The following is a 23,512-nucleotide window of genomic DNA, read 5'->3' as shown; positions in this document are numbered from 1 at the left end:
ACAGCCCAGATGTTGCCATACAAATCCTTGATTGAGATCGATAGAAATTCATCCGTTAATATTTATATTCAGGTGTGTAATAATTTTGTATCCCTGATTACCAATGGCACGCTGCAGCCTTCTGATGTATTGCCGAGTTCCCGAATATTGGCAGAATTAATTGGTATCAACAGGAATACCGTAAAACTGGCTTACGAAGAATTAATTAGTCAGGGTTGGGCTGAATCTGTCGAGCGAAAAGGTGTTTTTGTATTGTCTAAATTACCTGTAATATCCAAACCTAATATTCCTCAAGCGAATAAGAACAATAATCAGCAGGAATCTTTTATATGGACAAATAATTTTAGTCATAAAACGTTAAGCATAAATTTTCAAAAAAACGGACTTAGAATAGATGATGGTTTTCCTGATGTTCGTTTGGCGCCTGTAGATCAGTTAATGAGAGAATACAGAAGCCTTTCCAGAAAGTTTTACGGAAAAAATTTCCTGAAATATGGCAGTTCAAAAGGATCTGAACATTTGCGTATTTCGATTTCAAATTATCTTGCAAATACAAGAGGATTGGTTGCTTCGCCAGAAAATATTCTGATTTCCAAAGGAAGCCAAATGGGAATTTATCTTACGGCGCAATTGCTTCTTAATCCTGGAGATACTGTTGCTGTAGGAACTTCAAATTACGGTTATGCCGATGATACTTTCAAACATTCAGGTGCGAAGTTAATTCGTATTCCGGTTGATCAAAACGGGATGGATATCAATTATCTCGAAAATATTTTGCAAAAGCAAACCATAAAAGCACTTTATATCATTCCGCATCATCATTTCCCGACCACTGTCACACTTAGTATGGAGCGCAGGCTGAAGCTGTTGAATCTGGCAAAGAATTATCGTTTTGCTATTATTGAGGATGATTATGATTTTGATTTTCATTACGAGAATAAACCGTATTTACCTTTGGCGAGTATCGATCATAATCATAATGTTATTTACATTGGTTCGATTTCGAAGACTTTTGCACCAGCTTTACGAATTGGGTTCATGTCCGGACCACCTGCATTTATTACAGCTGCTGCTTCTTTAAGAGAATTGATCGATAAGCAAGGCGATACGCTTCTGGAAGATGCTTTTTCGGTATTATTTAATAATGGTGAGATGGAAAGGCATTTTCGTAAATCATTGAAAATCTACAAACAACGCAGAAACCTTTTCTGTGATATTCTTCAAACTGATTTTAAGGATACAATCGAATTTGAAATCCCGGAGGGCGGACTTGCTGTTTGGGCTACTTTCGATAAAAAAATTGACTTATTAAAAATGTCTCAAAATGCCCTAAAAAACGGACTTCACATTGATAACGGACTTTTTTATAAAAATGAATCTTTTGATCAGAATTCAATGAGAATTGGTTTTGCTTCAATCGATGAAAAAGAAATTATCAAAGCTTTAGAAATTCTTAAAAACAGTTTGTAGTTCTTTTGTGTTAAAATAATATAGCTACATATTAAAAGATTAAATAGATTTAAAAAATATCTGGGCTAGTCTTTATTTTAAAATTGGGATATTTTGCATCCAGTTTGATGTTCTAATTTTGCTGTAAAGAAAACAAGTTATGAACACTATTGCAACAAACAAATTAGTTTTAATCACTTTAAACAAAAGAACTTTGTTGAATATCATGTACACGCAAAATTTACTGGCTGAGAGTTTTAATGAAATATTAAAACAATATGATTTATCATCGGAACAATTTAATGTTCTAAAGATTTTACAATATCAAAAAGGCAAGCCTGCTAATATGTGTGACATACAGGAAAGAATGATCTACAAGACTAGTAATACCACTCGATTGGTTGATAAATTACTTTTGAAAGGATATGTAACGCGTGAAGTTTGCGAGGATAACCGAAGAAAAATTGAAGTATTTATTACCAAAGCAGGACTCGAAATACTGAAAGATTTAAAACCTAAAATGAATCTCTACGAAGAAAAACTTTCGCATAATCTGACATCGAAGGAATTTGAAAATCTCAATTATTTACTAGAAAAATACAGAACAACTTAATTTAAAATAAACATAATAATCACATAAAATTTTTAAACATGAAAACAAGAATTCATATCGACAAAGTAGAGCTAGCAGGATACAACGCTATTTTAGGATTAGAGAAATTTATTGAAAGCACATCGCTGACAAGAACGCACAAAGAGTTGATTAAAATTAGAGCTTCGCAAATAAACGGCTGTGCATTTTGTATTGATATGCATACCAAAGAAGCGCGCAAAGCTGGTGAAACAGAACAACGTATTTACGCTTTGAATGCTTGGCGCGATACTCCATTTTTTACCGAAGAAGAAAGAGCAATTTTGGCTTTAACAGAAGAAATTACGCTTATTAGTAATCATGTAAAGGATGAAACCTACGAAGCTGCGGCCAAAGTTTTGGACGAAAAATATTTAGCTCAGGTTATTTTGGCGATTATTACCATTAATGCCTGGAACAGAATTGGCATCTCGACAAACCTTATTCCGGCTTAATTTAGATTCGAAATATTAAATTACATAAATAGAAAAGGATTTAAAGCTTAATTGTAAAAAGCTTTAAATCCTTTTTTGTTGCGTACCTACGTCATACTAACGAACTTGAAATTATATGTTGGTAGAAAATAAAACAAATATTAAAATTAAGATTTCGCTGTTTTCTTCTTTTTTCCTAACCAGACTAATAATCCTGTAATAGGTAATGTTAAAGCGAAAAGAGAAACTAAAAAAGCCAATATCTTAGTTGGTAAACCGTAAATACTTCCGGTATGAATAGGGTAGTTCAATCGTCTTAGCTTATCTCCGGTAGAAAAATTTTCGTAAGGCCTAGCTTCAATTTCTTCGGCTGTGTATTTGTCAAAAAAAGCGGCGCTGGATTGATGTGGTATTGTTATTTCTGAATATTCTTTTAAGACCGAAATACTATTAATGGTATCAACAGGCATCCTGATTTGGATGTTTCCGGCATACGGAAAAATGCTGTCTGCTTTATTATAAATACTTTGGTAAAAAGCCGTATGATTAAGTTTAGGATCTATTTTTGTTGGGTTTTTTACTTTTGCAGAAGGTTTTTTTGTCGTTCCTTCAGTCATAAAATAAACTCCGTTTTGAAACCAGGTAAAAGCAAAGTTTAATCCGCTTAGAGCAATAATTAATAGAATTAAAAAGCTATAGAATCCAAAAGTAGAGTGAAAATCCCAATTGACTCTTTTAAAAGACGCACTCCATTTTACGGTAAGTCGCTGTTTTAGGTTTTTTATTTTCTTTGGCCACCATAAAATTAATCCGGAGATAATCATGAAAACAAAAATTAAACATGAAGTTCCCATGATTATTTGGCCGGTTTCACCTAATAATAGTTGTCTGTGTATTGCTAAAACAATAACAAAAAATCTCTTTTCCTGAGGAGTTGTAGCCAGAACTTTTCCGGTGTACGGATCGATAGAAAAAAATTGTGCTTTTTTATCAGAGTCCTTTCCTAAAACCTGCATGGTACGCGAAGGATCACTAAAAGTATAAATGCGGGTAATCTTTTTTATCGAATATTGTTTCTGAAGAATATCTGTGCAATAATCAATCGTTTTTTTTGATGTTCCTATTGCAGCAACATTATAATATTCGGGATGTATAGCCTGGTCAATTTCCTTTTCAAAAACCAAAATACTACCTGTTAATGCAGCAATAAAAACAATTAAACCAGAACCAAGACCTAGCCATAAATGCAAAAGTCCAATATTTTTTTTAAATCCTTTCTTCATATATGCTATTTTTCAGATCAGTCAAATTTGCCTAACCCGCAGATTTTGTTGGTGTTGTATAGAATTGGTTACTAATTCTAAAATTCTCGCACAAATTTATACTTATTTAGACTTAATATGCACTATGAAGCAAAAAAAATAATCTTTTTTTCTATTTAAATATACTACGTAAGAGTTTTATTATTAGATAGAGAAAAAGAGGTTTCTTGTGAGGTATTTTTACTTGTTCATTTTGTGGTTGGTTCCAATCTGCAATATTATTGATTGGTATTTTAAGGGTTTCAATTTATTAGAATAAAAATGTGTGAATCATTTGATATTGAGCAATATTATTTAAGAAATGATCATTTTATAGAATAATTAAAAATATTACTTGTTAAACAATTATTAATTTCTATTTTTGCGCTGTTTTTATTGATTCTAAATAAGAACAAAACTAACCAAACTTAAAAATCAATGAACTATTTTAGTGTAAGAACATCAAAGTTTTTATTTATTATAAGCATTTTATTTACTGTATGTGCCGCCGTTGCACAACAAAATCATGGAAAAATTAAGGGAAAAATAACTACTTCTGATGGAAAGCCAGCATCTGAAGTAAATATTGTTTTAAAGAATTCAAAATATAGTACCAGTACCAATGATGAAGGTAATTTTGAACTCAACCGTATAAGAAGCAATTCTTATACCCTGCAAATATCCTTAACAGGTTACGAAACTGTAGAACAGCAAATTGTAGTAGCAGACAACGAAACCACAACACTTAATGTGCAATTGAATGTTTCGAACAAGGAATTACAAGAGGTGGTAATTAATAACAGAAAAAGTATTCTTTCTAAGAAAACGCAATATGTTGCGAGAATGCCTCTTAAAAATATAGAAAATCCGCAGGTTTATAATGTGATACACAAAGAATTGATTCAGGAACAAATTGTAATTGACCCTGCCGGAGCAGTTAGAAACGCACCCGGAGTTGTACCACTTAATTATCCATCGGGTGGATTTGCCGTTATATTTAGAGGTTTTACGACAGGAATTAATTCCAGAAACGGAATGGAAACACTTTCGGGAAGATCAAGTGTAGGCATTGCAAATGTTGAACGAATAGAGATATTAAAAGGACCTTCGGGAACTTTATTTGGTTCATCGGCTTCTTCGTTTGGTGGTGTTGTCAATCTGGTTACCAAAAAACCTTTTGAAGCTTCGGCTACTGAAATATCTTATACAGCAGGAAGTTTTGGTGTAAACCGACTTACAGTAGATCTAAATACACCATTAACGAAAGATAAAAATGTACTTTTTAGATTGAATGCCGAAGTCAATAATGAAAAAAGTTTCCTGGATTACGGTTTTAATAAAACGTTGTCTTTTACTCCAAGTATTATTTTTAAAGCAAGCGAAAAACTTACTTTTAGCGTTGATGCAGAGTTGTTTAAGGTTAATAATACAAGACCGTTATACCCAACTGCAACCGCTGCATCAGGAATAACGAATCCTGGCGATATACAATTAAATTATAAAAAATCGCTGGTTCACGATGATGTCGATGCAAAATCATCTTCGTCTAAAGCCTTTGTTCAGGCCGAATACCAAATAAATGATCGTTGGAAATCGACTACTTTATTTTCTTACGTGAGTGAAGATTTAGATTATAGTTATCAGGTTTTACCAACCTGGACTTCGCCTACTACGGCTACTATGCGCGCAACGCTCTTTGGACCAATTTCGAGTAATTATACTAATATTCAGCAGAATTTTAATGGTGAATTTTCGACAGGAGTTTTAAAACATAAAATATTGGCCGGAGTTAATTACAGGTATTATACCGATACATTTTCGTCTACACCAACTCCTGCGGCTCCGTTTAGAACCATTGATGTAACTACTAATTTTAATCCGGTTAGAAGAAGCGAGATTGATAAAGTATTGCTGGCACCGGTGATAAGAGCCGGACGTGATGAATACACTTTTAGCGGATATGCCTCTTATGTATTGAGTGTTGCAGACAGATTATATGCAATGGCGAGTTTACGTTTGGATAATTTTGATCGAAAAGAAAGCGGAACCGTGCCCGGATATAGCCAAAATTCATTGTCACCAAAATTAGGAATAGTATACCAAATTGTGAAGGATCAGGTTTCTGTATTTGGAAATTACATGAACGGATTTCAGAATCTGGCTCCCGTTACACAGCCGGGAGGCGAGCAGCTTATATTAGATCCTTTATATGCAAATCAATATGAGGGAGGTATAAAAGCGGAAATGTTTAATAAAAAATTAAGTGCTACGGTAAGTTATTACAAAATAACGAATGATAACGCGCTAATACGCCAAGCTGATTTAACGTACCAACAAGATGGAAAACAGGTGAGTAAAGGAGTTGAATTTGAGTTTCTTGCCAATCCGCTTCCGGGTTTAGATATTACGGCAGGATATGCTTATAATGATAATCGAATTGTAAAAACCAGTGAAGCCAATAAAGCTATCGAAGGCAATAAAGCACAAGATGCTCCTGAAGATGTGGTAAACTTTTGGGCTTCGTATAAATTTCAAAACGTTTTAAAAGGTCTTGGTATTGGTGTTGGTGCAAACTATGTAGATAAAAGTTATATGGCGACTACCAATACTTTTTATATTCCGTCGTACACGATTTATAATCAAACGATATTTTACGAACAGTCAAACTGGAGAGTGGGAGTTAAGATAAATAACCTTTCGAACAAAAAATACTGGAGTTCATGGGGAGCACCACAACCTCCAGCAAACTTTTTAGTAAATCTAACATTCAGGTTTTAGATAATAACTTATTATTTTGTTTTTTTATTTGAGGGTTTCTGGCGATCTTTTTCGTCAGGAACCTTTTTTTATGTTTCTGCACAACATACATCATCCATAAAAAAATCCTTCAGGTTTTAAAACTGAAGGATTTTGTTTTTATTAATTGTTCGATGTAAAGCAATAAAAATTATTTAGTCACTTTTTTAAATCTCATCATTGGGATATCCTTCATGATCAAATTCAGTTTACCATCTTTATCAATAGAATAACTATCAATTTCTTTAATCGTTTTTGTAAACACCTGTTCTCCGCCACCTTCACAATACATTAAAGTAGCAGGACCTTGTTCTCCAAAAGTAAGTGATTTTCCTTTTAAGGTAAATGGAGCGCTGTAACCATTACAACCAGCATTTCCAGATACTTGTTTAGTAGCTTCATCAAATTTAATAAACGGTTTTTTATCCGGAAATAAACCTTCAAAAGCGATGCGTGGGCCGGAAATATACTCCAGCTCCCAGGTTGTATTATAAAGATCGGCAGTTTTTGAAGTGTCTTTCATTGAAGTACAAGAATTAAAAGATAATGCTAAAATAGCGACGAATACTAGTACGTAATTTTTCATAAAATAAGATTTTAAAACATAAATTTAAAGATTTTAATCAAAATCCAGGCCATAAATCTGACTTATTTTAATCCTTAATTTTGAAATAATCAAAAATTAAGAGAATTAACGGGTTAGATTATTAAGGTCTAATAGGTTATTAAGATATCGATTTGCTCGTACACATACAGAAATAAAATTTTAATTTCTCAACACATGTAAATGTTTTTGCATTTTCTATAGCTGAATTTTGCCTCATCATTAAAAACAAAAAAGATGAAAATATTATTTACCACTCTGGCACTTTTAGCCGTATCATTATCAATATCGGCACAACAAATTATTCATAAAAAAGTATTCAGTAAAAAAATGAATAAGGAGATTGAAACAGTTATCATTACTCCAAAACTAATAAAAGGAAAAACCTATAAAACCATTTATATACTTCATGGTTACAGCGGAAATCCTGATCGAACTTACAAACAAGATATTCAGGATCTGACGGGGAAATCTCAAAAATACAATACGATTTATGTATTAGCCGATGGTAATTTTAATAGCTGGTATGTAGATAGTCCGGTAGATAAATCATCACAATATCAAACTTTTATAGGGAAAGAATTAGTCGATTATATCGATGCTAATTATCCAACAATGAAAGACCGAAAGTCTAGAGGAATTTTGGGGTGGAGTATGGGTGGATATGGTGCATTAAATATTGGAATTTTTTATTCGGATACTTTTGGTATTGTCGGAAGTTCTTGTGGCGCACTGGATTTTAATCGTTTTGGCGAAAACTTTCATAATTATCAGGTAGATAAAGTTTTGGGAGATTTTAAAAGTTTATCCAAAGAGTATTTTACGTTTGATAAAACCAAACAAATGGCGCAATCAAATCAGTTTTATATTGTTGATTGTGGTACAGAAGATACGCAGATGATTGATATGAACCGCGATTTTCATCAGCTTTTGACGAATGAAAAAATAGAACATTTTTATATTGAATCTCCGGGCGGACATGACCCAAAGTATTGGAACAAATCTTTGGCCAACCAATTGGCTTTGTTCGAAAATTATTTTAATATTGAAAAGTAAGAAATCTATAAATATCAAAAACCTGTTCATTAATGAGCAGGTTTTTTTATTTTGAAACAATGAAAACTCAATTATAAAATTACGTTCTGTAACATCTAAAATAATCTTTAGTAAATTTGGCAAATAATTGTACACTACCAGCGACAGAAGCTTAAAAAAGAACTATTGAAAAAGAAATCGAATATAGAACTTCACACAAAAGAATTAGACAATCTAGGTCTCCAAGTAAGAGAAATAGCAGCTAATAACATCGATTTCAGCGGGCATTTAACGAAAGCGCACAGAGACGATCATTATGTTTTTTATATTCAGCAAGAAGGACTGATCGAGCTTATGATTGATTTTAAAAACCATCAGATAAAAGACCAGGCACTGTTTTTTATTGCTCCGGGTCAGGTACATTATTATACCAAACAAGTAGATTCGAAAGGGCATTTTATCTTTTTAAATCCATCTTATTTACAAAATACGTATCGAAGAATTTTTGATGCGCATCAAAATATTTCTCAGGTTGTACCGATCCAAAATGTTGTTTTATTTAATATTGCAGCATTACTATTCAATCAGGTGGCAGAAGCTGTGGGAGATATTCAAAAAAATATCATTCGTTCGCTTGTCGATAGTTTGATGGGAATGATGGTTTTAGAGTTTTCTAAAAACGAAAATTATCTTAAAAAAGGAATCGATAGAAAAACCGAACTCACTTTTCAGTTTAGACAATTGGTTCAGCGGCATTTTTTAGAACTAAAAAGACCCAAAGATTACGCTGCTTTGTTGCATATTTCAGTTCCTTATTTAAACGAAATGGTAAAGGAACAAACAGGATGTGCCTCAAGTTACTGGATACAGCATGAAATTTTACTGGAAGCCAAACGATTACTTTTTTACACGCAACTGAATACTAAGGAAATTGCTTTTGCATTGCAATACGAAGATCATACTTATTTCTCCCGATTTTTCAAAAAAAATGAAGGCATCACACCTTTAGAGTTTAGAAAGAATTACTGCGATTTGTCCAATCAAAACTCTTAGTTGGCCATTTCTGTTTTCTTGTAAAGCCCATTCCTTTGTACTCATAATTTTTAAACAAAAAAACATGAGTAGAATTTTAGAAAAAGGACAAACAATTGACTTTTACAAAGCCACTATACCTATTATTTTATCGGTATTTGCCATTTACCTCACGATTGGTCTCACATTGGGAATCGTGCCTGCATTTGTACAAAATGATTTAAAATTTAATAGTTTGATTGTAGGTTTGGTAATTGGTTTACAGCCGCTAACCACTCTTTTAACCCGCGCTTATTTCGGAAAACTTACCGATACAAAAGGAGCCAAAAGATCTAAACTTGGCGGAATACTTTTGGTAATGGCAGCGGGAATAGTTTATGTATTTGCGGCATCATTTGCATCATATCCTTTGGTAGCATTGTCATTTCTTTTACTCGCAAGAATTGTTCATGGCATTGCAGAAAGTTTGTTGGTAATTGGTGCTTTAACATGGGGAATTGGGTTAGTTGGGCATGAAAAATCCGGTAAGGTAATGACCTGGAACGGAATCGCGATGTATGGCGGAATCGCTGTTGGTGCGCCCTTAAGTATCTGGATGGCTAAAGATTTTGGCATCGTTTACGCCTTAGGTTTGATCGTTATTTTACCACTTGCAAGCTGGATTTCGACCATAAAATTGCCTGCTATTCCAGTAGACAAAGAACATATCAGAACGCCATTTTATAAAGTAGTAGGAACCATCGCAAAACAAGGATTAACACTCGCTTTTTCTTCTATGGCATTTGGTTGTATTGCTTCTTTTATAGCTTTGTTTTTTACAGAGAAAAATTGGGGCGACGCTTCTTTAGCCTTTATGATTTTCGGATTATCTTATATCCTGACAAGAGTCTTTTTTGCTTCTTATCCGGATAAATACGGAGGGTATAAAGTAGCCATAGTTTCTTTGGTCATTGAAGTTATTGGGCAATTTCTTATTTACACTTCTCTTACAAAAGAAATGGCCTTACTAGGCTGTGTTTTAACCGGAATTGGTTTTTCGCTTGTATTTCCTTCTTTAGGCGTATTAGCAATCAAAAAAGTAAAACCTCAAATGCGCGGAACTGCATTAGGAGCTTATGCTGCGTTTTTTGATCTTTCATTAGGATTAGCAGGACCTTTGGCAGGATTAATTGCAGGTTGGTTTAGCTATCAGGATATCTATTTATTTGGGAGTTTGAGCTGTTTATTGGCTTTAGGAACTATGTTGTTTAAACGAGATTAATTGAGAAATGATTATGGAAAATTATCAAAAAAAGGTGATCCGTTCTGTATTTACGGTAAAGCATAAGTGTTTTATTACACCGCATTATATTCGAGTAATTTTTGATGTAACCAATGAACAATTGGATTTGCTGGTTGATGTCAAGTCAGGATCGAATAACAAAATATACATTCCGCCCAAAGGGATGAATGTTATTTATTTCACCAATAAAGAGAGTGATGCTTTACCCGAACTTTTGCCTGTAATGAGAACGTATACGACCCGAAGTATCGATTTTGAAAAGAAAGAATTAAGTATTGATTTTGTAGCACATGGCGATAATGGCCCTGCTTCTGCCTGGGCACAAAAAGCCGAAGCAGGAGATATTCTTGGGATAGCGATGAAAGGTAATGCGAAAGATTTGGTTCCGAAGGCTGATGAATATCTTTTGATAGGGGATTCGACCGCGCTTCCGGTCATTGCAAGTATCTTGGAACAGCTTCCAAAAGGTGTAAATGTAAAAGCTGTATTGGAAGTATACGGAAAAAAGGACAAAGTTGATTTCGTTTCTCAGGCCAATTTAAGTATAGATTGGGTATATAATAAAAACCCCGAAAAAGGAAGTGAGCTTTCAAAATTGATAAAGAAAATCTCGCTTCCTGACACAAGAATGAAAAGATTTGCCTTTATAGCAGCAGAATACAATACGGTAAAAGCTTTAAGAAGTTATTTTAAAGAAGAAATAGGCTGGGAGAGAAGTGAATTTAATGCATCATCTTATTGGAAAGCAGGAAAAACTGAAACCGAATCTAACACAGAACGCAGGGAAGAAAAACTGGATTAAATTTATTTTGCATTAAGTGAAATATTAAAACAGGCCAAAGAGAAATTTTTCTTTTGCCTGTTTTTTTATGATATAAGCAGAAAGTATATTTCGCTATCTTTATAAAATAATTTTATAATCATGACGATACAGCAATTAAAATATATTGTAGCATTAGATGAAGAACGTCATTTTGCACGAGCTGCCGAAGTTTGTATGGTTACACAGCCCGGACTTACAATTCAGTTAAAAAATCTCGAAGAAGAAATAGGTATTAAAATTTTCGATCGAAATAAAGTTCCATTAACGCCAACCACGCTTGGAACAGAAATCATTAATAAAGCAAAGAAAATACTTCGAGAAGCCGATGAAATCAGGAATTTTGTGGTAAACGAAAAAAACTTATTAGAAGGAGAAGTTAGAGTAGGAGTAATTTCGACTTTATCTCCTTATTTGATTCCGTTGTTTATAAAGGCGATGAAAGAGGCAACTCCCAAAGTGCATTTTATTATAAGAGAAGCCAATACGGGACAATTAATGAAAGAATTAGAAACTGGTTCATTAGATGTGGTTTTGATGGCAACGCCAACCGGAAACCCCAATTTAATCGAACATCCTATTTTTAAAGAGCCTTTTGTAGCCTATTTAAACGAGCATCACCCAATGGCGAATAATGAGTTTTATGAACTTCAGCCGGGTGATAAAACAGAATTGTTATTGCTTCATAGTGAGTTTTGCTACAACGCACAATTGCTGGATATCTGCGGAATCAAATCTCCGGGAAAATTAAAAGAGCAGTTTACGTATGATATTAGTTCAATCGAAACCTTAAAAAATCTGGTTCGTGCCCAATTAGGATTTGCCATTATACCAGAACTTTCTATTTTGAACGAAAATAATTCAGGACTTTTTAAACCTTTTAAAGAACCAAAACCCGTAAGAGAAATTAGTTTGGTGGTTTCTGATTCATTTTCGAAAAAACTATTGCTCGAAAAAATGAATGAAGCCATCTGGAATTGTCTTCCGGATTCCCTCAAAAAAGATTTTGCGTATCGAAAAATACGATGGAATGATTCTCCTTATTTTGCCAAATCAGTTAGTGATTATATAAAGTTAAATTCTAAAACTTAAAATTAAATTCCAAGTTTTTAAAATACTAAATTCCAAACTGGAAATAGAAACTCCAATAAAAAGCTTTAAAACTCCAATTTTAAAGAGAAACTCCAAATAAAAAAAATCCAAATTCCAACTTGAACGTAAGTCAATTGGAATTTGGTCCCGAGGCTTCGGGATAAAAATTTGGAATTTATTTTTAATTTATTTTTTAGAAGCAGCAATTATCACTTTCGCTACCGCCTCTGGTTGCGAAATAAACACCACGTGACTTCCTTTTATTTCTGTAATTTTTGTATTCGAACGTTTGTACATGGCACGTTCTATTTCAGGAGATATACTTTTGTCTTCAGTTGCTACGATTCCGTACGAAGGTTTATTTCTCCAGGCTGCTTTTGTGACAGGAGTTCCAAATCCTTTTGCGTAGAATGCGCCTTGAGAAGCATACATAAAATCAGCGTCTTCTTTGCTGATATCTCCAGCAAAACCAGCATGAAATTTAGCTTTATCATAATAAACCACTCCTTTATCGTCTGGGCTTAAAACACCATTTTCAGGAGCTGGAGGAGCCGTCATTAACCATTGCACAGAAGTCTCTCCGTTATCAGGCTGTAAAGCTGCCACATAAACCAAAGCTGCTACTTTTGGATGATTTCCGGCTTCTGTAATTACAGTTCCACCCCATGAATGTCCTACCAAAATTGTTGGTCCGTCTTGTTTGTCCAGGGCTAAATTAGTTACTCTCACATCATCTTCAAGAGAGCTTAAAGGGTTTTGAACGATGGTAACGTTATATCCTTTTTTAGTTAATACCTGATATAAACCTTTCCAGCCAGAACCATCAGCGAATGCACCGTGTACTAATACAACGTTTTTAATTTGCGGAGCTGTAGTTTGTGCATTAGAATTTGCTGTTGCAAATAAGAAACTAAAAATAAGTACTGCGAACATGAAATAACGATTCAATTGTTCTTTTAATGCTATTGTTTTCATAATTGTATGTTTTTAAATTGTATGTTTTTTAAATTATTGTTTTGTTGTTTTAATTGTTGTGTCAGGCTGAGCGAAGTCGAAGCCCCCCCGCTCAGGTTGACATAAAGTATTTAGTTTAATGTTACTGATAAAGTAATTTCAGTATTTAATAATTTTGAGATAGGACAAATTTCTTTTGCTTTTTGTGCTGCTTTCTGAAAATCTTCTGCTGTAATTCCCGGAACTTTTCCGTTCAGGATTAACTGGATCAAAGTGATTGTTCCGTCTTCAAAAGTAACTTTTGCTTCTGTGCTTAAATCTTCCGGAATAAATCCTGCTTCAGAAAGTAAAAAGCTAAGTTGCATGGTAAAACAGCCAGAATGTGCCGCTGCGATTAATTCTTCAGGATTGGTTCCTACACCTTCTTCAAAACGGGTTTTAAAAGATAATTGGGCATTATCTAAAGTGGTGCTTTGAGTGCTAATAGTACCTTTTCCTTCCATTCCTGTACCTTTCCAGTTTGCGTTTGCTCTTCTTGTAAATTTCATAATCTTAATTTTTTATAGTTATTTATTTAATGATTCAAATCGTTTGTTTGATTTTGATGAGACAAATTTATGGCGATAGTTATTATTAATCAAATTAATAATTTTTTACACTTATAAAATTAATTTATAATGATGGGATTTTTTGAAATCTGTGTGCAACTAATCCTGAGCCAAAGGCCTGAAATCATTGCTTTTTTGGATATTTATAAGAAGCAGAGAATAAATAATACAAATGAAAAAAGGACATTAAATATTTAAATGTTTTACACTTAAGTATTTAATGTCCCTTAAAAATTAAATAAATATCAGATTTATCTACAAGAGTATAAGTCTAATGTACATTCATAGTTTGATCTAAATTACAAACTTGCGGTATTTAGCAAAGCAAGATCTTCAGTATCCAACTGTATTGTAGTTGCATTGATTAACTCTTTTAGTTGCTCTGGATTTGTTGCGCTTACTATTGGTGCTGCAATTTCAGGTTGATGCATTACCCACGCCAATGCAATTGTTCCCGGAACAGAATGATGTTTTGCGGCTACAGTATCAAGTGCTTTTAGAATTCTAAATCCTTTTTCGTTTAAGTATTTCTCTACGAATGCACCTCTTTTACTGTCTTTTAGATCGCTTTGATCACGATATTTTCCGCTTAAGAAACCACTTGCCAAAGAAAAATAGCTGATAACACTTAAATTATTTTTTGCAGTAATTGGTTTTATATTATCTTCAAAATCATGACGATCATATAAATTATATTCAGGTTGAAAAGTTTGATAAGCAGGAAGATTATTGTTCTTACTAGTGATAAGAGACTGCTCTAAACGTTCAGGTGTAAAGTTTGAAGCACCAATTATCCTTACTTTTCCTGCTTTGATAAGACTGTCATAAGCTTCGAGAGTTTCTTCGATAGGAGTAGAAAGATCATCATAATGCGATTGATACAAATCGATATAATCGGTTTGAAGTCGTTTTAATGAATCTTCGGCAGCCTGAATAATGTACTTTTTGCTCAATCCTTTTTTAGTTTCAGAGAATTCGGCACCTACTTTTGTAGCCAGAATAATTTTATCTCTTTTACCGGATTCTTTCAGCCATTTTCCAATAGCCAATTCCGATTCTCCACCTTCGTGACCTTCTACCCATTTGGAGTAAACATCTGCCGTATCTAAGGTATTGAATCCTGCATCTGTAAATTGATCTAACAAATTTGCTGTCATTTTTTGGTCGGTAGTCCAGCCAAATACATTGGTTCCAAATACCAATGGCGCAATTTCAATAGAAGAATTACCTAATTTTTTATTTTGTATCATAATTTTTAAATTTTAATCAAAAGTAATTGTTTAATGAACTTTTGTGTTTGTAAATAATAAAAAATGTAAATTTGTTCATTATATATGAACTTATGAATCAGTCGGTCAAAAAAACATTTCAAATTTTAGAATATATCGCTTCAAGCGGCAATTTTGTCAGACTTAATGATGTGGCGAAAGCTTTGGATTTAAAGAAAAATTCTGTGCATAGTTTTTTAGACAGTCTTAAACAACTGGGCTATTTAGAGCAAGATGAAGTAAGTCCGAGATATAGAATAACATCAAAACTGGAATGTTTGTATGCTCCTTTATTATCTGTGAATGAGCTCAAAAGTGAGTTACGGCCTATTTTAGAAAAAATAACCCAACTTACCAATGAATCTTCTTATCTGGCAGTACAAATGGGATCTTATTACAGACATGAACTTAAATGTGAGCCCAACAGAGCAGTAAAAATCACACTTAATACCGGTAAAGAGTACGAAATGGCAACTACAGCTATAGGAAAATCATTTCTTGCTTTTTCAGCCCATTTACAAACCAATTTAAGTAAGCAATATACTCCAGAAATGGCAGCCACAATTGAAACCGAAATTAAAACGATAATAAAAGCGGGTTATGCTTTGGATGTTCAGGCCTATGATCCTGATTTGAATTGTGTGGCTATGCCCATATTTTATAAAAATAAACCCATTGCAGTGCTTTGCGTTTCGGGCCCTTCGTTTAGATTTAAGGAACCACAATTCATCGAATCTTTACGTATAATGGAATCCCTGATTAAAGAACATGGCAAATACAATAGCAAACTGACAATTTAAAAGCAGAAATTCCTCTTTTATTTGTGATCAATAATAACCACTTTTTCAAAACGCCCGTGATGACTTATCGAAACATCTTTCAGAACATTTGATGATGTAGTTAGGAAAGGTATTCCGTTTTCATCTTTAATAATGTTTTTCTTTTCAATTTCAAGAACATTATCCAAATGATTTGCATGCATAACAGCAATGGTATGTAAACTATCTTTAGAGATTGTAGTTTTTGTATAATAGGTGTAATCCGGACAATTTACTATTCCTGTAGCGTGATGTTCATTTTTTGAGATAATAGTACACGCCAGTTTGTGAGGAATAAATTCCCTTATTTTAGTTTGGCGGTTATAAATTTTATAGGCTGCTTCTTTCATACTCCAAAGCAGCCATACGATGGTTTCAGGATCTGATGTATTGGATATTAGCAATTGTTCAGAAGCAGTAAAGAGCTTTTCGACAAAACCTTTACGCTGCCAGTTGCTTTCCTGTCGGGATTGCATCATATCTATAACATCATTACCAATCATTTCGCAGCGAGCTTTTCAGCTATAATTTCGACCGAAGTTTTTACATCGAGCATTCGTTCCATATCAGTATTATCAATCACGACATCAAATGCTTCTTCGATATCCAGAATAATGTCTACCAAGTTTGCCGAATTTATATTCAAATCATTAATAAAATCAGTGTCTTCGGTAAGGTTGTCATAAGCTTCGGTATTGGTTGTGTAAGGCTTTATGATCACTTTCAATTTTGCTATAAGTTCTTCTTTATTCATATAAATTTTCAAATTTTTTAAAGATTATACAGGCATTTACATCACCAAAACCAAAACTGGCTTTAGCAATTATATTCAGATTTTTATCGATTGTTTTTAAAGGTACTTTTGAAGCATCAATCAAGGCCGTAATTTCAGGATGAAGATCTTCGCAATTAGTATTTCCAAATAAAAAACCTTCGTGAAGCTGGAGTACCGTAGCAACACTTTCGATACTTCCGGCGGCGCTCAGGCAATGTCCGGTCATACTTTTTAAGGAATTGATATATGGAAAGTTAGTTCCCTTTCGATCTAATGCTTTAGTCCAGTTTTCGATTTCGAGACTGTCTTTTGTAGTAGCCGTAAGATGGCCGTTTATAGCATCAATATCAGTCGCAGAAATTCCTGCATTTTGTATTGCATCAGTAATACATCGCTGAACCGCTGTGCTGTTAGGAGCGGTCATACTGCCGTTACCGCGTTGTCCGCCCGAGTTTACATTTCCTCCCAATATTTCGGCATAAATGGTAGCACCTCGTTCTAAAGCACTTTCAAGATCTTCGATTACTAAAGCTCCGGCACCGCTTCCGGGAACAAATCCTGCTGCGCTGGCACTCATAGGTCGGGAACCTTGTTCGGGCGTATCATTATATTTAGAACTGCAAACACGCAAAGCATCAAACCCTGCCCAGATATACGGTCCGCTATCGCCGGTACTTCCTGCTAATATGCGTTTTGCCTGTCCGGCTTGTATACGGTCGTAGGCCATCATGATAGCTTCGGTTCCTGTAGCGCAGGCCGATGAATTTGTGGTAACCTGATTGCCTAAACCAAGTTTACCACCAAGATAAGCGCTAATACCGCTATTCATAGTTTGAGCCACAACAGTGCTGCCTAATCTTCGGACTTGCAATTCGTCTATTTTATAAATGCTTTCGCGAAATTTATCGATACCTGATGTTCCTGATCCAAAAATGGTTCCGCTGTCCCAATCCGGTTCTTCGTTATTTTCGATTGATAATCCTGCATTTTTCCAGGCTTCTATTCCGGCAATTACACCGTATAAAATTCCTGTACTATTAAAACCGCGTAGTTCTAATTCTGTAAAATACTCTAATTTTAATTCGTCTGAAATTGGTGGCTGACCTGCAATCTGACAAGAAAATTGTAATTCTTCTAATTGAGAATCATGACGAATTCCAGAAAGACTATTTCTCAGTGAATTTGTAAACGCAGGAATTCCAACCCCGTTTGGAGCCGAAACACCTAAGCCTGTTATAACAACTCTTTTGCTCATAATTTTGTTGTGATCATTCCGGATAAAACACCTTTGCAAACTTCTTGTCCGGTTTCGTTTGTCATAATTACATCACACTTAAGTTTTCCAAACCTGAAAAATATTTTTTGCGATGTAACGGTTACTTTTTCGTTTGGATACACGGGTTTTAAAAAATGCATATCTGCTGAAGTAAAAGCAACTACTGTATCTTTATTGAAGGTATCCTTTAATAAATAAATACCCAGACAAACCATGCCTATTTGCGCCATTGTTTCTGTTAAAATAACACCTGGAGTTACCGGATTTCCACTAAAATGACCTTTGTAAAAATCAAGATCTTCACTATAAGTATACGTTCCGGTAATACTGTTTTCATCTACATGTAATAGCTCATCTACAAAATGAAAAGGTTTACTGTAAGGCAGCTTTGCTAAAATATTTTCTAAAGTCATAATTTGTTTTGTTTAATAATTTGATGCTTAATTGAACGCGGATAAAACGGATTTACTTCGTAAAGACGCGGATTAAAAACGGATTTTTTAAATGTTAGTAAAATCCAATGTTTTAAAATCATATTTAATATGTGTATAATTTGAACAAGGATAAAACAGATTTACTTCGTAAAGACGCGGATGAAAACGGATTTTTTTTAATATCAGCAAAAATCCGTTTTAATCTGCGTTTTCGCCTTGCGAATCAGTAAAATCCGCATCTAATTTTATATAACAATAATCAAATTCGTTAATATTACCACTGCAATAAAACACGTTGTGCCGAAAATCCAGGGCCAAAACTCAGCATTAGTCCTTTTTCTCCCGGTTTTGGTTTTTCATCCATAATTTGTTCTAAAACATATAATACTGTTGCGCTTGACATATTGCCGTATTGTTTTAGTACGTCTTTAGTAGCGTCGATATTTTTACCTAATCCCGAGAAGAGAGCTTCTACGGTATTGACTATTTTTTTTCCTCCCGGATGAAAAATCATATGGTCTATATCTTTAATTTCTAAATTGTTTTTTTTCAGAAACGGGTGAATGATATCTCCAAAATGAGAGGAAATCGTATCCGGAACTTCAATATCCAATACCATTTGTAAACCTGAATTAGTCAGTTTAAAACCCATCATATGTTCGGCATCATAAAAATGATACATTTCCTCATTTAGTATTTCAGGGCCGTAATCTTCTTCGTAGGATGATAATAAACAACAAGCAGCTCCGTCGCCAAAAATGGCAGCGCTTACAATATTGGGCATCGAAAAATCATTCAACTGAAAAGTTGCCGTTGGAGATTCTACCGCTATTACCGCAGCACGTTTTCCCGGATTGGCTTTCAGGAAGTTTTTGGCATATATAATACCCGATATTCCGGCTGCACAGCCCATCTCGGTTACAGGAAGTCTTATGATATTCTGTTTTAGTTTCATTTTATTAATAAGATAAGCATCCAGAGACGGAATCATTATCCCTGTACAGCTTACTGTAATAATGTAATCCAGCGTTTCAGGATCCCAGCCGGCTTTGTTAAGTGCTTTCTCTAATACTTGTTCGCCCAGAATAATCACTTCACGGCTGTAAATATCATTTTTATCTTCAAATGATGTGGCTGTAAAAACTTCTTCCGGATCCATGATCGAGTAGCGTTTGTCGACTGCCGCGCCTTCAAAAATCTTTTTTACTTTTTTGATGAAACGTTCGTCCTGATCTTGCAGCCACACATCCAAAAACGGAAGTATGTCTGCTGTTGCTCGCGAATATTTGGGTAGTTGCTTGGCAACCGATATAATTTTTACACTCATTTTTTAGCAATTATCCATTGGTAACGAAAAGCCCATTTCCAGTTTATGGTATAGTTTTTTAAATTCAGTTTTTTAGAGAAATTCTCCAGTTCCTTTTTCTTAAATCCCCTTAAAATAGAGACAAGTCCATCCTCGCGCGACATCTTATTTAATTTAAAAACAGCGCAGATCTTTTCAAAAAGGTGATAAGCTAATTTGCTGCGGTGCAAATCGTTAATAACAATTCCAATGTTTGCATTGTTATTAAAGGTAGTCATTATATTTAATATCTGATCGTTATCAAAGTGGTGCAGGGTAAGGGTACATAAAACAATATCATATTGAATAGCATTAAAATCTTTGCTGAAAATATCGACACATAAATAGTCAATATTAGAGTATTCAGTTGATAATTCTTTGGCATATTTTATAGTAAAAGCATTTGCATCTATACCAATAAGTTTAAGATTTAGGTTGTTTTTTTGACCGTATTTCGCCAGCATACGCAGCATATCTCCGTTACCGCAGCCTATATCTGCAATTGTTATTGTTTTAGCCGGATCCGATTTTTTTAGTAATATTTTCAGTCCGTGTAGCGTGAGTTTATTGCCGCCCAATAACCTGTTAATACTGGCAATTTTATCCAACGCTTCCTGCAATTCTTTTCCTTCAAGAAAAAAATCATCCATTATCTCCGTTTCCTGTGTTCTGTATGTAGTATCTATGGTCATTTAATTTACGGTTATTGGTTTGCCGTGAGTTTGCTTAATTATTAAAGGTAATAAACCAGGTAAGGCTACGGCAATTGTAACCAGAGTATTGGTGACTGTTTTGTTTCTTAGAATTTTAGCCAAAATCCTTCCCATAAGCAATCGTTTTCCAAAATGCTTTTTCCATTGTTGTGTATAGCTTTTTTCTAATTCTTCTCTTGATTTTATTTTTCCGGAATAATAATCCAATATTAATTCTGATGCGATTTTTGCGCTGTGTATGGCCATTGCCATTCCGTTGCCGCATAAAGGATGAATAAGTCCGGCCGTATCACCAATCATTAAAATATGGTTTTCTACAGGTAATTTTTTATCAAAAGAAATTTGACTTATCGTAAGAGGTTTGTCAAACAGAAGCGTTCCATTTTCGAAAACAGCTTTTAAATGCTGATTTTGATGAAGTACATTCCGTTGATAATCTTCTATATTTTTATATTTTTTAAAAGTAGCGTAATCGGCCAGATAGCAAATATTAACAATGTCGTTCTCTACTTTCGAAACGCCGCAATAACCACCTTTAAAATTGTGAAGTGCCACGACATCATTTGGAAAATTTCCGTAATAATGCGCTTTTACAGCTAACCACGGAGACTTTTTTACAAAGAAATCACGCGATAATACCTGATCGATATTCGAACGTTTACCAAAAGCGCCCAATACTATTTTGGCCGACAAAACCTGATTCGCAGTAGAGATCGTAAACAAATCATTATCAAAAGAAACATCTGTTACTATTTCTTTGATTACAAGGCAACCTTTTTCTAATGCTTTTTGATATAAAAAATTATCGAGCTGATACCTGCTTATTCCAAATCCGCCTAATGGAAGATTTGCGGAGGCTATTTTTCCTTTGTGGGAAGAAAATTCAAATTTAGAAATTTCGGTAGGATGCAGTTTTAAAATATCTATATCAAGCCAATTAAGGTAAGGCAGTATTTCGTTTGAGACATATTCGCCACAAACCTTATGACGCGGATAAGAGGATTTTTCGATTAAAGTTACCGTTAATCCGCTTTGAGACAGATGTAAAGCGCCCGCCAAACCAGCAAGACCGCCTCCAATAATTACTACATCTGAATTTGTTCTCATACTAAGCAATTTAGCTATTATATCTCAAATATTAAATACATTTTTATATTAAAATTGCTTAAAATTTGTAATAATACATCTATTTCCAAAAGGATTATTTAGTACAAAGATCAAAAACTTGTGAATTCTTTAATTACATAATTTTATTTTTTGATTATAGAATTTCAGCTTAATAGTTTTCAAGGTATTTAAAGTTTAAAAATAAAAACGGGAAGCTTTACACTTCCCGTTTCTAGTACAATCACAAACTTTCAGTCCATGTTAAACCGCTAATATCCGTTAGTGTCAATGTATAAGCACTTTTTTGAAAAGCCCATTTATTCTCTATCGGAATTCGTATTGTTGCTTTTGCTCCCAGAGGAATTACCAAACTATGAACTCCGGGTTTTACTTTGGCTACATAATAATTGGATATGGTTTTAGGAGAAAGCTTTGCCAAATCATTTCCGTCCAATTGCAATAGGTATTTTCCTGATTCGTTCTTAACCGAAATACCAATTAAAAATGAACCATACACATCAACTCCTTCTACACGAAAAACGTCAAAAATCAATTCGTTACCGTCAATTTTTAAGTTGCTTATTTCGAGTTTTGGTTTTACCGATTTGTTATGGAGTGTTCCAAAAACACCGCCGTGAAAATATTGGTTGGTAAATAAAGTAAGTCCAAAAATAGAAAATGCTCCAACTAAAAGTAACGGTTTATAAGAAGCCAGATTTAATTCTCCTGAGCCCAACAATCGGAACCACTTTGTTTGTGTAAAGCGTGCTTTTTTTGCTATAAAATAACCGTCAAGTGAAAGGTAAGTACTTCCGGATAAAAAGAGCGTAAATCCGGAGGCCAATCCTAAGATTCCAATTTGCCATTCGTCTAAGCAAGTCGTTCCAATCCACCCCGAGGCAAGTAAGATTCCTAAGGCTAATAAGAAAATTCCAATGCTCATTAATCGTGTAAAAAAACCAAGCATTATGGCCAATCCCACAATTCCTTCGATAATTGTAAAGGCTACCATATTAATCCATAAAGCATCTGGATGTGTAACGAGGTATTCTATAACAGGTTTTATTCCCAAGGCATTGGGTAAAAAATGATTGAATTTTTCGCCTATATAACCGGCTTCTTCGGGAATTAATTTGTTTTCAAGGATAAGTCGCCTCCAAAAGGCAGAGAAATAAGTCCATCCCACGACTAAACGCAAAGCTAACGGAACAAAAGAATTCACGTCAAAAGTTTTTTGATGTTGCATGATATTTTATAAAATTTACAAAAGTAATAATTGTTTAAACAGTGCCTGATACGGCCTGTAGAGCAATTTTTAGTTTTTTAAATCGTATAAAAATAGGAGGATAGCTTGTCGTACTCTTATTGAATTCGAAAGCCGGGTGAATTGGAAAAGTAGTAACTAATTGGTTTTCCAGTTTTTGAAAACAAAAAGAGGGCGTGTTTGGAACTACAGGAATTTGAGGTACAGCAGCAGTACTTTTTGAAAGGCTGCTCTTTTGAAGTACGCTGAAATTGCACGATCCATGAACGGGTAATTGGGTTAGGCTTTTTTGAGAAAGTGTTACAAAATCGATTCCGGCAAAATGCAGGACAGATTTTTTGACATGACAATTAGAAAAAGCATATACCAAACCCACCAACAGTAAAAACTGTTTTAAGTATTTAAAAATAATGGTGGGCTTTTTTAATTTCATTTTATAAAAATAGGGTTTTTAAAGTAAACTTTACCGTCAAT

Annotated in this window: 24 protein-coding genes; 10 read left to right on the top strand and 14 right to left on the bottom strand. The window is 34.1% G+C overall.

What is annotated here, in order from left to right:
• Positions 1-9: 9 nt before the first annotated feature.
• The 3 genes from pdxR (at position 10) to LNP81_RS20505 (ending at position 2,535) form a co-directional block, all read left to right on the top strand.
• Positions 10-1,470: a MocR-like pyridoxine biosynthesis transcription factor PdxR gene (pdxR, locus tag LNP81_RS20515; RefSeq protein WP_230039077.1), complete on the top strand. Its 1,461-nt coding sequence runs from the start codon at positions 10-12 to the stop codon at positions 1,468-1,470.
• 139 nt (positions 1,471-1,609) lie between these two features.
• Positions 1,610-2,062, top strand: coding sequence for a MarR family winged helix-turn-helix transcriptional regulator (locus tag LNP81_RS20510; protein WP_230039076.1), 453 nt, complete (start codon positions 1,610-1,612; stop codon positions 2,060-2,062).
• Positions 2,063-2,100: 38 nt separating this feature from the next.
• Positions 2,101-2,535, top strand: coding sequence for a carboxymuconolactone decarboxylase family protein (locus tag LNP81_RS20505; RefSeq protein ID WP_230039075.1), 435 nt, complete (start codon positions 2,101-2,103; stop codon positions 2,533-2,535).
• A gap of 146 nt (positions 2,536-2,681) precedes the next feature.
• Here the strand turns inward: LNP81_RS20505 and LNP81_RS20500 are convergent, their stop codons facing one another.
• Positions 2,682-3,797: a PepSY-associated TM helix domain-containing protein gene (locus tag LNP81_RS20500; RefSeq protein ID WP_230039074.1), complete on the bottom strand. Its 1,116-nt coding sequence runs from the start codon at positions 3,795-3,797 to the stop codon at positions 2,682-2,684.
• Positions 3,798-4,253: 456 nt separating this feature from the next.
• On the opposite strand from LNP81_RS20500, the gene LNP81_RS20495 reads away from it, so the two are divergent.
• A complete protein-coding gene (locus LNP81_RS20495; protein WP_230039073.1) occupies positions 4,254-6,593 on the top strand; it encodes a TonB-dependent receptor in 2,340 nt (779 codons plus the stop codon).
• 169 nt (positions 6,594-6,762) lie between these two features.
• On the opposite strand, the gene LNP81_RS20490 is transcribed toward LNP81_RS20495, so the two are convergent.
• On the bottom strand, positions 6,763-7,197 hold the full coding sequence (locus LNP81_RS20490; protein WP_230039071.1) for an META domain-containing protein: 435 nt from the start codon (positions 7,195-7,197) through the stop codon (positions 6,763-6,765).
• Positions 7,198-7,452: 255 nt separating this feature from the next.
• Between LNP81_RS20490 and LNP81_RS20485 the strand changes: the two genes are divergently transcribed.
• The 5 genes from LNP81_RS20485 (at position 7,453) to LNP81_RS20465 (ending at position 12,476) form a co-directional block, all read left to right on the top strand.
• The gene (locus LNP81_RS20485) at positions 7,453-8,271 is read left to right on the top strand and encodes an alpha/beta hydrolase (RefSeq protein ID WP_230039069.1); all 819 of its coding nucleotides are present in this window, start codon (positions 7,453-7,455) and stop codon (positions 8,269-8,271) included.
• Between the two features lie 165 nt (positions 8,272-8,436).
• Positions 8,437-9,303 carry an AraC family transcriptional regulator gene (locus LNP81_RS20480; protein WP_230039067.1) on the top strand — a complete coding sequence of 289 codons (867 nt, stop codon included), beginning with the start codon at positions 8,437-8,439 and terminating at the stop codon, positions 9,301-9,303.
• A 64-nt stretch (positions 9,304-9,367) separates the two neighbouring features.
• On the top strand, positions 9,368-10,543 hold the full coding sequence (locus LNP81_RS20475; RefSeq protein WP_230039065.1) for an MFS transporter: 1,176 nt from the start codon (positions 9,368-9,370) through the stop codon (positions 10,541-10,543).
• Between the two features lie 13 nt (positions 10,544-10,556).
• Positions 10,557-11,366 carry a siderophore-interacting protein gene (locus LNP81_RS20470; RefSeq protein ID WP_230039063.1) on the top strand — a complete coding sequence of 270 codons (810 nt, stop codon included), beginning with the start codon at positions 10,557-10,559 and terminating at the stop codon, positions 11,364-11,366.
• Between the two features lie 120 nt (positions 11,367-11,486).
• Positions 11,487-12,476, top strand: coding sequence for a hydrogen peroxide-inducible genes activator (locus LNP81_RS20465; RefSeq protein WP_230039061.1), 990 nt, complete (start codon positions 11,487-11,489; stop codon positions 12,474-12,476).
• Positions 12,477-12,662: 186 nt separating this feature from the next.
• Here the strand turns inward: LNP81_RS20465 and LNP81_RS20460 are convergent, their stop codons facing one another.
• The 3 genes from LNP81_RS20460 to LNP81_RS20450 all read right to left on the bottom strand — a co-directional run bounded on the left by LNP81_RS20460 (position 12,663) and on the right by LNP81_RS20450 (position 15,288).
• The gene (locus tag LNP81_RS20460; RefSeq protein WP_230039059.1) at positions 12,663-13,451 is read right to left on the bottom strand and encodes an alpha/beta hydrolase; all 789 of its coding nucleotides are present in this window, start codon (positions 13,449-13,451) and stop codon (positions 12,663-12,665) included.
• A 110-nt stretch (positions 13,452-13,561) separates the two neighbouring features.
• Positions 13,562-13,978, bottom strand: coding sequence for an OsmC family protein (locus LNP81_RS20455; RefSeq protein WP_230039057.1), 417 nt, complete (start codon positions 13,976-13,978; stop codon positions 13,562-13,564).
• Positions 13,979-14,337: 359 nt separating this feature from the next.
• Positions 14,338-15,288 (bottom strand): aldo/keto reductase, encoded by a 951-nt coding sequence (locus LNP81_RS20450; protein WP_255700759.1) that lies wholly within the window; start codon positions 15,286-15,288, stop codon positions 14,338-14,340.
• Between the two features lie 71 nt (positions 15,289-15,359).
• Here LNP81_RS20450 and LNP81_RS20445 point away from each other — a divergent pair, with 71 nt between their 5' ends.
• Positions 15,360-16,106 (top strand): IclR family transcriptional regulator, encoded by a 747-nt coding sequence (locus tag LNP81_RS20445; RefSeq protein WP_230039055.1) that lies wholly within the window; start codon positions 15,360-15,362, stop codon positions 16,104-16,106.
• Between the two features lie 17 nt (positions 16,107-16,123).
• Here the strand turns inward: LNP81_RS20445 and LNP81_RS20440 are convergent, their stop codons facing one another.
• From LNP81_RS20440 to LNP81_RS20400, 9 genes are all read right to left on the bottom strand, one after another.
• Positions 16,124-16,627, bottom strand: coding sequence for a 4'-phosphopantetheinyl transferase family protein (locus tag LNP81_RS20440; protein ID WP_230039053.1), 504 nt, complete (start codon positions 16,625-16,627; stop codon positions 16,124-16,126).
• Positions 16,624-16,878, bottom strand: a complete 255-nt coding sequence (locus LNP81_RS20435) for an acyl carrier protein (RefSeq protein ID WP_230039051.1) — start codon at positions 16,876-16,878, stop codon at positions 16,624-16,626. The genes LNP81_RS20440 and LNP81_RS20435 overlap by 4 nt, the downstream gene beginning before the upstream one ends.
• The gene (locus LNP81_RS20430) at positions 16,871-18,154 is read right to left on the bottom strand and encodes a beta-ketoacyl-[acyl-carrier-protein] synthase family protein (RefSeq protein ID WP_230039049.1); all 1,284 of its coding nucleotides are present in this window, start codon (positions 18,152-18,154) and stop codon (positions 16,871-16,873) included. The genes LNP81_RS20435 and LNP81_RS20430 overlap by 8 nt, the downstream gene beginning before the upstream one ends.
• Positions 18,151-18,588 (bottom strand): 3-hydroxyacyl-ACP dehydratase FabZ family protein, encoded by a 438-nt coding sequence (locus tag LNP81_RS20425; RefSeq protein ID WP_230039047.1) that lies wholly within the window; start codon positions 18,586-18,588, stop codon positions 18,151-18,153. The genes LNP81_RS20430 and LNP81_RS20425 overlap by 4 nt, the downstream gene beginning before the upstream one ends.
• A gap of 295 nt (positions 18,589-18,883) precedes the next feature.
• Positions 18,884-19,936, bottom strand: coding sequence for a type III polyketide synthase (locus LNP81_RS20420; protein ID WP_230039045.1), 1,053 nt, complete (start codon positions 19,934-19,936; stop codon positions 18,884-18,886).
• Positions 19,933-20,646: a methyltransferase domain-containing protein gene (locus LNP81_RS20415; protein WP_230039042.1), complete on the bottom strand. Its 714-nt coding sequence runs from the start codon at positions 20,644-20,646 to the stop codon at positions 19,933-19,935. Before LNP81_RS20415 ends, LNP81_RS20420 begins: the two co-directional genes overlap by 4 nt.
• Positions 20,647-21,774, bottom strand: coding sequence for an NAD(P)/FAD-dependent oxidoreductase (locus LNP81_RS20410; protein ID WP_230039041.1), 1,128 nt, complete (start codon positions 21,772-21,774; stop codon positions 20,647-20,649).
• A gap of 241 nt (positions 21,775-22,015) precedes the next feature.
• The gene (locus LNP81_RS20405; RefSeq protein WP_230039039.1) at positions 22,016-23,020 is read right to left on the bottom strand and encodes a TQO small subunit DoxD; all 1,005 of its coding nucleotides are present in this window, start codon (positions 23,018-23,020) and stop codon (positions 22,016-22,018) included.
• 34 nt (positions 23,021-23,054) lie between these two features.
• On the bottom strand, positions 23,055-23,471 hold the full coding sequence (locus tag LNP81_RS20400; protein WP_230039037.1) for a hypothetical protein: 417 nt from the start codon (positions 23,469-23,471) through the stop codon (positions 23,055-23,057).
• Between the last annotated feature and the right edge of the window lie 41 nt (positions 23,472-23,512).

It is taken from the genome of Flavobacterium piscisymbiosum (assembly GCF_020905295.1).
Lineage (GTDB): Bacteria > Bacteroidota > Bacteroidia > Flavobacteriales > Flavobacteriaceae > Flavobacterium > Flavobacterium piscisymbiosum.
This window is presented reverse-complemented; position numbering and strand designations above follow the sequence as displayed.

Bases quoted from the DNA above. Each gene is read 5' to 3' on its own strand.
- pdxR (WP_230039077.1), top strand. From the start codon at position 10: ATGTTGCCATACAAATCCTTGATTGAGATCGATAGAAATTCATCCGTT.
- LNP81_RS20510 (WP_230039076.1), top strand. From the start codon at position 1,610: ATGAACACTATTGCAACAAACAAATTAGTTTTAATCACTTTAAACAAA.
- LNP81_RS20505 (WP_230039075.1), top strand. From the start codon at position 2,101: ATGAAAACAAGAATTCATATCGACAAAGTAGAGCTAGCAGGATACAAC.
- LNP81_RS20500 (WP_230039074.1), bottom strand. From the start codon at position 3,797: ATGAAGAAAGGATTTAAAAAAAATATTGGACTTTTGCATTTATGGCTA.
- LNP81_RS20495 (WP_230039073.1), top strand. From the start codon at position 4,254: ATGAACTATTTTAGTGTAAGAACATCAAAGTTTTTATTTATTATAAGC.
- LNP81_RS20490 (WP_230039071.1), bottom strand. From the start codon at position 7,197: ATGAAAAATTACGTACTAGTATTCGTCGCTATTTTAGCATTATCTTTT.
- LNP81_RS20485 (WP_230039069.1), top strand. From the start codon at position 7,453: ATGAAAATATTATTTACCACTCTGGCACTTTTAGCCGTATCATTATCA.
- LNP81_RS20475 (WP_230039065.1), top strand. From the start codon at position 9,368: ATGAGTAGAATTTTAGAAAAAGGACAAACAATTGACTTTTACAAAGCC.
- LNP81_RS20470 (WP_230039063.1), top strand. From the start codon at position 10,557: ATGGAAAATTATCAAAAAAAGGTGATCCGTTCTGTATTTACGGTAAAG.
- LNP81_RS20465 (WP_230039061.1), top strand. From the start codon at position 11,487: ATGACGATACAGCAATTAAAATATATTGTAGCATTAGATGAAGAACGT.
- LNP81_RS20460 (WP_230039059.1), bottom strand. From the start codon at position 13,451: ATGAAAACAATAGCATTAAAAGAACAATTGAATCGTTATTTCATGTTC.
- LNP81_RS20455 (WP_230039057.1), bottom strand. From the start codon at position 13,978: ATGAAATTTACAAGAAGAGCAAACGCAAACTGGAAAGGTACAGGAATG.
- LNP81_RS20450 (WP_255700759.1), bottom strand. From the start codon at position 15,288: ATGATACAAAATAAAAAATTAGGTAATTCTTCTATTGAAATTGCGCCA.
- LNP81_RS20440 (WP_230039053.1), bottom strand. From the start codon at position 16,627: ATGATTGGTAATGATGTTATAGATATGATGCAATCCCGACAGGAAAGC.
- LNP81_RS20435 (WP_230039051.1), bottom strand. From the start codon at position 16,878: ATGAATAAAGAAGAACTTATAGCAAAATTGAAAGTGATCATAAAGCCT.
- LNP81_RS20430 (WP_230039049.1), bottom strand. From the start codon at position 18,154: ATGAGCAAAAGAGTTGTTATAACAGGCTTAGGTGTTTCGGCTCCAAAC.
- LNP81_RS20425 (WP_230039047.1), bottom strand. From the start codon at position 18,588: ATGACTTTAGAAAATATTTTAGCAAAGCTGCCTTACAGTAAACCTTTT.
- LNP81_RS20420 (WP_230039045.1), bottom strand. From the start codon at position 19,936: ATGAGTGTAAAAATTATATCGGTTGCCAAGCAACTACCCAAATATTCG.
- LNP81_RS20415 (WP_230039042.1), bottom strand. From the start codon at position 20,646: ATGACCATAGATACTACATACAGAACACAGGAAACGGAGATAATGGAT.
- LNP81_RS20410 (WP_230039041.1), bottom strand. From the start codon at position 21,774: ATGAGAACAAATTCAGATGTAGTAATTATTGGAGGCGGTCTTGCTGGT.
- LNP81_RS20405 (WP_230039039.1), bottom strand. From the start codon at position 23,020: ATGCAACATCAAAAAACTTTTGACGTGAATTCTTTTGTTCCGTTAGCT.
- LNP81_RS20400 (WP_230039037.1), bottom strand. From the start codon at position 23,471: ATGAAATTAAAAAAGCCCACCATTATTTTTAAATACTTAAAACAGTTT.